General features: G+C 67.0%; 10 protein-coding genes. 9 read left to right on the top strand and 1 reads right to left on the bottom strand.

From position 1 onward, the window contains the following. Positions 1-9: 9 nt before the first annotated feature. The 4 genes from QTH97_RS23535 (at position 10) to QTH97_RS23550 (ending at position 2670) form a co-directional block, all read left to right on the top strand. Entirely contained in the window at positions 10-1050 is a 1041-nt protein-coding gene (locus tag QTH97_RS23535) for an MBL fold metallo-hydrolase (protein ID WP_286570896.1), read from the top strand. A 28-nt stretch (positions 1051-1078) separates the two neighbouring features. Beyond that, entirely contained in the window at positions 1079-1204 is a 126-nt protein-coding gene (locus QTH97_RS23540; RefSeq protein WP_286570897.1) for a hypothetical protein, read from the top strand. Between the two features lie 180 nt (positions 1205-1384). Further along, entirely contained in the window at positions 1385-2152 is a 768-nt protein-coding gene (locus tag QTH97_RS23545) for a DUF2092 domain-containing protein (protein ID WP_286570898.1), read from the top strand. An 11-nt stretch (positions 2153-2163) separates the two neighbouring features. Next, the gene (locus tag QTH97_RS23550) at positions 2164-2670 is read left to right on the top strand and encodes a hypothetical protein (protein ID WP_286570899.1); all 507 of its coding nucleotides are present in this window, start codon (positions 2164-2166) and stop codon (positions 2668-2670) included. Positions 2671-2707: 37 nt separating this feature from the next. On the opposite strand, the gene QTH97_RS23555 is transcribed toward QTH97_RS23550, so the two are convergent. After that, on the bottom strand, positions 2708-3874 hold the full coding sequence (locus QTH97_RS23555; protein WP_286570900.1) for a hypothetical protein: 1167 nt from the start codon (positions 3872-3874) through the stop codon (positions 2708-2710). Positions 3875-4048: 174 nt separating this feature from the next. Here QTH97_RS23555 and QTH97_RS23560 point away from each other — a divergent pair, with 174 nt between their 5' ends. From QTH97_RS23560 to QTH97_RS23580, 5 genes are all read left to right on the top strand, one after another. Further along, positions 4049-5908: a sensor histidine kinase gene (locus QTH97_RS23560; protein ID WP_286570901.1), complete on the top strand. Its 1860-nt coding sequence runs from the start codon at positions 4049-4051 to the stop codon at positions 5906-5908. A 19-nt stretch (positions 5909-5927) separates the two neighbouring features. Then, a complete protein-coding gene (locus tag QTH97_RS23565) occupies positions 5928-6542 on the top strand; it encodes a response regulator transcription factor (RefSeq protein WP_286570902.1) in 615 nt (204 codons plus the stop codon). Positions 6543-6619: 77 nt separating this feature from the next. After that, positions 6620-6976 carry a response regulator transcription factor gene (locus tag QTH97_RS23570; protein WP_444813465.1) on the top strand — a complete coding sequence of 119 codons (357 nt, stop codon included), beginning with the start codon at positions 6620-6622 and terminating at the stop codon, positions 6974-6976. A gap of 91 nt (positions 6977-7067) precedes the next feature. Next, on the top strand, positions 7068-7457 hold the full coding sequence (locus QTH97_RS23575; RefSeq protein WP_286570904.1) for a DUF1622 domain-containing protein: 390 nt from the start codon (positions 7068-7070) through the stop codon (positions 7455-7457). A gap of 115 nt (positions 7458-7572) precedes the next feature. Beyond that, positions 7573-8298 (top strand): hypothetical protein, encoded by a 726-nt coding sequence (locus QTH97_RS23580; RefSeq protein WP_286570905.1) that lies wholly within the window; start codon positions 7573-7575, stop codon positions 8296-8298. Positions 8299-8401 lie beyond the last annotated feature (103 nt).

Below are 8401 nucleotides of genomic sequence, written 5' to 3' on the forward strand. Positions count from 1 at the left end.
GCGCGCACCATGGTCTTCGAGCAGATCGCCACCGGCGGTTGCCAGTCGTACCTCATCGGTTGCGACCAGACCTGCGTGGCTGCGCTCATCGATCCGGAGCTGAGCCAGATCGACCATTACCTCGCACTGGCTGCACGCGACGGCGTGCGCATCCGCTATCTCATCGATACGCACACGCACGCCGACCACTTCTCCGCCACCAAGGAACTCGCGCGGCAGCTCGACGTGCCTGTCGTCATGCACCGCGCGAGCCCGGCGCCCTTCGTCGACATGCGCATCGGCGACGGCGAGATGATCGTGCTCGGCAAGCTGCGGCTGCAGGCCCTGCACACGCCGGGCCACACGGCCGACTCGATGTGCCTGCAGGTCGAGGACCGCGTCTTCACGGGCGACACCCTGCTCATCGGCGGAACCGGCCGCACCGACCTGCCCAGCGGCAACCCGGAGGCGCTGTACGACAGCCTGTTCAACCGGCTGCTGCACCTCGACCCCGCGCTGCAGGTGTACCCGGCGCATGACTACAAGGGAAGGAGCCACTCGACCATCGCGGACGAGATGGCGAGCAACCCGCGCCTGCAGAAGCGCGACCGCACCGAGTTCGTCGAGATGATGCGCAACCTGAACCTCACGATGCCCACGCACATCACCGAGGCCCTGCGCACGAACATGAGCGGCGGCAAGACCGTGGCGAGCCTGCTGGCCGAAGCGACGTCGACCGTGCCGTTCATGTCGCTGGCAGAGCTCAAGTCGAAGGTGGAGGCCGCCGAGGACGATCTCATCGTGCTCGACGTGCGCGAGCGCGATGCCTACGAAGGCGGCCACATTCCCGGCGCCCGGCTGTTGCCGCGCGGCCAGCTCGAACTGCGCGTGAACCAGGACCTGCCCGACCCGACGCGGCGCATCCTCGCCTGCTGCGAACTGGGCTACATCTCGACGCTCGCCGCCGCGACCCTGCGATCCATGGGCTTCACGCGCGCCGTGGCGCTCGACGGCGGCATGAAGGCATGGAGGGAGGTGGGTTACCCGCTGAAGACCGGCAAGGAGCCCTGAGGCCCTGCTCTGCCCGAAGGAGCCAGACATGAACTACCGCAAGCTCACATTTCTTTGCGTCTGCGCGGCCATGGTCGCGCTCGCGGGCTGCGAGCCCAAGCCGCAACCGCCCAAGGCGGCGGCCGTCACGCAGGCGCTGTCGATCGCCGCCTGAGGAAGATCGGGTCCTCAGCGCGGCCTGCGCACGCGGGTGCAGGCATCCCGGGCAGCGCCTCGAAGATACGAATCGAAGCGCAGTTGCACCAAAGTGCCATAGCGATATGGACTCAAGCGTCGTAGTCTGGCCCGAACAAGCCCATCCGAGACTGCTCCGCCCGTCATCCAGGAGATCGCCTTGACACCCAAACTCATCGCTGCGGCCCTGCTGGGGCTCTCGCTCGCCACGTCCGGCATCCATGCGCAAACCAATCCTGCACCCGCCGCGCCGACGGAGAGCGCGGTCAATCCGGCGGCGATCCAGGCGCTCAAGGACATGGGGACCTTCCTGCAGTCGCTCAAGCGCTTTCGCGTCTCGACGGAACTGACCGGAGAGGTCGTGCTCGCCGACGGCCAGAAGCTGCAGCACACGGCGCATGCCGACCTCGACGTCCAGCGCCCGAACAAGATGCGCGCCCGCATGTTCACCGCCCGCAACGAGCGCATCGTCGTCTTCGACGGCCAGCGGGCCACCCTCTATCTTCCGGCGCAGAAGTACTACTCGACCGTCGATTTCAGCGGCAACGTGGGCGAACTGGTCAACAAGCTGGAGGAAAGGTATCGCGTCGAGATTCCGCTGAGCGACCTCTTTCTCTGGGGCACGCCCGCCGCGCCGCTCGACAAGATCGAATCGGCCATGAACGCGGGCCAGGATTTCATCGGTAACGAATTGTGCGACCACTTCGCCTTCCGCCAGGGAAGCTTCGACTGGCAGATCTGGATCGCGACTGGAGGCAAGCCGCTGCCGCGCAAGCTCGTGATCACCAACCGGGCCGACGACGCGCGACCGCAGTCGGTGTCCCTGATCCAGTGGAACCTGAATCCGACCTTCAAGGACGACGTCTTCCGCTTCGTGCCGCCGCAAGGCGCGAAGGCGGCCGAGCTCCGTGCGCTGGAAGCAAAGTAAGGGGAGTCAAGATGAATCGATCATTCAACAAGCTGTTCCTGTTGCCCGTGGCCGCTCTCTTCGTGGCCGGCGTGGCGCTGACACCGGAGGCCGAGGCACGACCAGGAGGTGGAGGTGGAGGCGGCGGAGGGCATGCCGGGGGCGGAGCGCGTGCCGGGGGCGGCGGCGGCGGTGGTGGCGGGAACAGGCAGGTCAACAACGTCAACCGCGACGTGCGCGCCAACAACGTGCGCAGCACCAGCGTCAACAACGTCAATGCCAACGTGAACCGGAACGTGAACGTGAACGTCAACAACAACCGTGGCGGCTGGGACAACGACTATCGCCATCCGGTTGCCACCGCAGCGGCAGTCACGGCCGGGGTCGCGGTGACGGCCGCGGTCGTGGGCTCGATCGTGAACACCGTACCTGCGAGCTGCGTTCCCGTGAACTATGGCGGCATGATCTACCAGCAGTGCGGCGGCGTGTGGTACCAGCCGCAAGGCGGGCAGTACGTGGTGATCAACCAGCCCTATTGACCTGGTGAGTTTGCGGCGCCTTCGGACGGAACGCGCTTCAAAGAGGCATCAGGGTCTTGATCGTTTCGACGATCTGCTCAAACGGCACCTGGGTCGCCGCCACGCAGACCAGCGGCACGAGCGCGGCCAGCACGATCGGCGCGACGCTCTCCAGGGAGATCGGCACGGGGAGCATGCGCTTGACCAGGTCGTAGCCTGCCGCGAGGTCCGCCAGCGAAGACGGGTCGGGCGCCCCCAGCATCTCCTCGGCCGGCTCCACTTCACGCGCGGAGACCCATTTGGTCTCGAAGGCGATGTTGTGGCGGCTGGCGAGCGAACCGTAGTGCGCCAGCCCCTCGCGCTTGAGCGACAGCAGACGCGGCGTGAAGACCAGCAACGGCAGGACGAACGCAATGGCGAAGAAGGCGATCATCCCCAGCAGCGCGAACTTGAAGCCCATCAGGCTCGCATCGCCATGCACGACCAGCTTGAGCACCGTTGCGGAGACCACCGTGCTCTCCGCAAGGACGAACAGCACATAGGTCTGCGGGTACTGCCCCATGAAGGCCAGGCCGCCGCAGCGGTCGGGATGGGTGGCGACCAGGCGCAGGTCGCAACGCGCGATGTCGTACAGCATGAGCCCCCAGGTCCCGAAGCGCCACAGCCAGCGGCCGAGGAAGAACCAGTAGAGCGGCAGCGACACGAGCATCGCCCACCAGCCCGGCAGCGTCGGCTGGAGCGCGCCATCGACCAGGCGCCCATGCCAGGTGCCCCCATCGGCACCCATCGGCGCCCGCATGAGCCACAGGTACGAGAGCGCGTAGGCAAGCACGAGGATGACAGCCTCCGCCAGCCACGATCCGGTGCGCCGCTCCATGTTGGCCCGCGCCGCCGCCATGCAGCCGCGCGACGCCTGCGGCACGATATCGCGGGCCTCGAACTGCCCGACCAGCTTCACCATGCGCCGGTCCGAGATCTCCTCCATGAGCACGAAGGCCGCAATGGCGATGGCAAAGGCATAGGCTCTGAAGTCGAGAAGAATGGCCCGCTCGTGGTCCGGGCCCAGCGCCAGGCCATCGAACGCGGCGAGCACCACGGCCGGGATCCACGCCAGCGCGACGAACAGCACGGCACGGCGACCTACCGCCAGATCGGTATCGGTCAACAGGCCGAGACGGCGCTGCAAGCGATAGAACGGACCATGCCTGTTGAACGAGACCTGCATGCGCTGCCAATCGTGTGGTCCCTCGGGGCTCCGAGGGGGCGTCAAATGCTAGCGGAATGCCGCCGGATGGCAAACAGCCGCAGCCCGTCATCGCGCTCGACTGCCCCAAGGGGCAGCCGGCGCTGCACCTTGGTCCGATGGGCAACAGGCAGGGGCAATTCCATTCTCGGAGCGATGCGCCTCGCCTTGCTCCTGTTCGCGTTCTGCCTTGCCGCCGCCTCGTCGCCCGCGAGCGCAGCGGAAACGCGCAACGTGCTGGTGCTTTTCTCGAACAACCGGCTGCTGCCGGCCAACGTCGAGGTGGATCGCGGACTGCGCGAAGGGATCGGAAACACGCCGCAACGGCATGTCGAGGTCTTCGAGGAGTTCCTGGACCGGCCGACCTTCTCGGGGCCAGCCTTCGACCGGACCCTCAACACCTACCTCCGGCAGAAGTACGCCACGAGGCCGCCGGCCGCCATCGTCGTCGCTGGCGAGCCCGCGCTCGAATTCATGCTGCGCCATCGCGACGGGCTGTTTCCGGAGGTGCCGGTGGTTCATCTCGGAGTCGACAAGACGTACCTGGAGTCCGTCGCGCCGCTGCCCGCCGGTGTCGTCGGCGTCCCGGTCGATTTCGATTTCGGAGGAACCATCCAGCAAGCCCTGCACTGGCATCCGGGTGCGCGGCGGCTGGTGGTGGTCACGGGTTCGAGCCCCCGGGATCTCATCTGGCAAGCCCAGGTCCGCGATGATGTCGCCCGCCTCGGCATTCGCCTGCCCGTCGAGTTCCTCTCGGGCCTCTCGACCGTCGCGCTCGAGGCAAAGCTGCGCGCACTGTCGAAACAGGACATCGTGTTCACGCCGGGCTACTTCAAGGACGGCGCGGGACGCGAGTTCTCGCCGCGCCAGGCGGCCGCCCTCGTCGCCGCCGCTTCTGCCGGCGCGCCGGTCTATGGCCCTTTCAGTACCTTCATCGGCACGGGCGTGGTCGGCGGCCGCATGGCGGGATATGCGGAGATGGGGCGACAGGCGTCGATGGCCGTCAACAAACTGCTCGAAGGCACGCCGCCCGCCGCCTTGGGCCAGCCGGCCATCATGCCTTCGGTAACGCATGTCGACTGGCGGCAGGCGCAGCGATGGGGCATTGCCGATGCCGACATTCCGTCCGGCGCCATCGTGCACTTCAGGGAACCCACGTTCTGGGAAGCGCATCGCGGCCAGTTGCTCCTCGTCCTCGCGGTGATGCTGATCCAGGCGGCACTGATCGCCGCGCTGCTCATCGAGCGGCGCTTGCGCCGTCGGACCGCATCGGCGCGCAAGGAGGCGGAACTGCAGTCCGAGAAGGACCGCGCCGCACTGACGCACATGACGCGCGTGTCGATGATGGGGCAGCTCTCCGCCGCCATCGCGCACCAGTTGAACCAGCCGCTGGCGGCGATCCTCGGCAATGCCGAGGCGGCGCGCAAGATGCTCGGCCGCGAGCATCCCGATCTCGCGGAGCTGAAAGAGATCTGCGACGACATCATCACCGAGGACCTTCGCGCGGCGGAAGTCATCCGCCGCCTGGGCGCGCTCTTCCGGCGCGGCGAGATGCAGCTCGCGCCACTGGACCTGAACGAGCTGGTGACGGAAACCCTCGACCTCGCGCGCACCGAGCTGATGACCCGCCACGTCTCGCCCGTGACCGAACTCGCGCCATTGCCGCTGGTCGATGGCGGCAGGGTGCAGCTGCAGCAGGTGCTGCTCAACCTCATCCTGAATGCCGCGGACGCGATGAACGAAGTCGATCCGGAAAGGCGCCGGCTGAAGATCCGCACCGATCTCGACGGCGCGAAGGTTCGCCTGCTCGTGATCGACCAGGGCACCGGCATCGCGCCGGCGGACACCAAGAACGTGTTCAGCGCCTTCTGGAGCACCAAGGCCGGCGGCACGGGCATCGGGCTCGCCATCTGCCAGTCGATCGTCACAGCCCACCGCGGCACGCTCACGGCGGCGAACAATCCCGACGGTGGCGCGACCTTCTGCGCCACCTGGCCGGTCCACCAGCACAATTGACGCGCCCTCGATGTCCGACATGGAAACCATCTACCTGGTCGACGACGATCCCGCCGTGCGCAAGTCACTGGCGCGGGTGCTGCGCGAGGAAGGATGCAGCGTCGAAAGCTTTGATTCCGCCGAAGCATTCCTGGCCCGCACCGGTCCGGCAGTGCCGGGTTGTCTGGTCCTCGACGTGACCATGCCGGGCCTGGACGGGCTGGCCTTGCAGCGCCGGCTCTTCGACCTCGGGCAGACGCTGCCGATCGTCTTTCTCACCGGCCACGGCGACATTCCGATGTCGGTGCAGGCGATCAAGGCCGGTGCCGCGGACTTCCTCACCAAGCCGGTCACGGCAGACGCATTGCTCGCCGCCGTGCGCGCAGCCATCGCGGAGGATGCGGCGAAGCGTCGGGTCGACGGCGAGATCGCGGCCTCGAAGCAGCGGCTCGCCTCGCTGACCATGCGCGAGCGCGAAGTGCTCGCCGCCGTGGTCAGGGGGCGCCTCAACAAGCAGATCGCCAGCGACCTCGGGATCGTCGAGCAGACCGTCAAGTTCCATCGCGCGCGGATCATGGAGCGCATGCAGGTGCACACCGTCGCGGAGTTGATGCATGTGGCGGCCCGGCTGGGCATCGAATCGAACGGGGACTGAACCAAAGGCCAGTCCCCTGTGCCGCGTCAAAGCGCTACCGTTGGTCCGTGGCCAATGCCGATCCGCTCATTGCCGTGGTGGATGATGAATCGCCCATGCGGACGATGCTCCGCCGTGTGCTGCGACTGGCCGACTATCGGGTGGCCGCGTTCGCATCCGGAGAGGAGTTCCTGGCCTCGCTGTCCTCGCAGTTGCCTACGTGCGCGATTCTCGACATCCACCTGTCCGGCCTCTCGGGCTTCGAGGTGCAGATGCGCATGCGCGAGGCGAACTTCCACATCCCGGTGGTCTTCATCACCGCCAGCGACGACCTCGCGCTCGGGCGCATGGCACTCGACGCCGATGCGTCGCGCCTGCTGCGCAAGCCCTTCTCCAGCGACGAACTGCTCGCGGCCATCGGCATGGCCGTGGGCAGCAAGGCCGGCGGAACTTAAACCAAAGACTAGTTCCGGGCGCCGGCGCATGACGGTAAAACCATCCAGAGACGCCTTGCGCCCCTGAGCGGGTACGCGGCCCGGAGTCCCCATGGAAGAACTGCTGCACACCTCGGCGCACATCCTTTCGCGACTGCTCGAAGCCGCGACGCTCGTGCTGCTCGCCCTCGGCGCGCTGATGGCTTTCACGAAGCTGATCTCCGGCCTGCTCACGCGCCAGCCGCCGAACGAGGTCGCACTGACTGTCTGGCAGGGCCTGTCGCGCTGGATGATGGTGGGCCTGGAGTTCCTGCTGGCGGCCGACCTTGTGTCGACGGTCGTGTCGCCGAGCTGGGACGAGTTGGGGCGGCTGGCCACCATCGCGGCGATACGAACCGTGCTCGGCTTCTTCCTCGGGCGCGATCTCGAAGCGGCCCGCAGGATCGCGCGAGAGAACGCGGAGCTGGCTGCTGCCTCCACGCGGCACGGAGAACGGCCATGACCGATCCACCCGGCATTGGCTCGTCGCCAGGCACGAAGGCCACATCCACGTCGACCGGGCCGGCCGATGCATCAGTGCGGTCTGGCTGATGCCCGGTCGAGCCCAAGGAGCACGCATGACTCATTCGGTGTCGTCCCAGTCTCTCGGCCGGAGCCTTGCCGTCGGCGGCGTTGGCCTCGCGCTGCCTGCCGCCGCTCTGGCCGACACGTTGGGCAGCGGCAGGTACATGGTCGACACCGCCCTGCTCTTCACCCTGTTCTTCATCACGCTGGGCCCACTCAAGCTGTTCGGCCCTTTCGCGCAGGCCACGAGCAAGCTGAGCTTGCGCGAGCTGCGCATCCTTGCCCTGAAATCAGCGGGCATTGCCATCGTCGCGCTGGTCGCCGGCGGCCTCATCGGCCGCGCGCTGGCGGTGAAGTGGATGGTGCCCGCGGGCGCACTGCAGCTCACATCGGGACTAATCTTCTTTCTCGTTGCGCTCAAGGGCGTGCTGGCTCAGTACGAAGCGGCGCCCCGTCCGCCCGAAGCGGACACCGCTCCGGCACATCCGATGAAGATCGCTTTTCCGATGCTGGTGACGCCCTACGGCATTGCGGCGGTGATCCTGCTGCTGACGATGAGCGGCGATGCCGAGCGCACCGAGACCACCTTCGCCATGCTCGGACTGGTGATGCTGCTGAACCTTCTCGCCATGGTCTTCGTGCGCTTCATCATGCGTCCGGGCTTCGTCGCCGTGCTGCAGGTCCTCGCGGCGGTGCTGGGCGTGATGCAGGTGTCCCTCTCCATCGCCATCATGCTGGGCGCCTTGCGCATGCTGGGGGTCGTTGCGCCGGCGGCCTGACGACGGCCATACATTTCTTAACAAGCCTGCCCCTAAGGGCAATGGCTGCGACGCCGGAGGTCCCGTTGCGAGTGGCAAACTGAGCATCGACGTTCGACAAGGC

This window comes from Variovorax gracilis (assembly GCF_030317115.1).
In the GTDB taxonomy this organism is placed as follows: domain Bacteria; phylum Pseudomonadota; class Gammaproteobacteria; order Burkholderiales; family Burkholderiaceae_C; genus Variovorax; species Variovorax gracilis.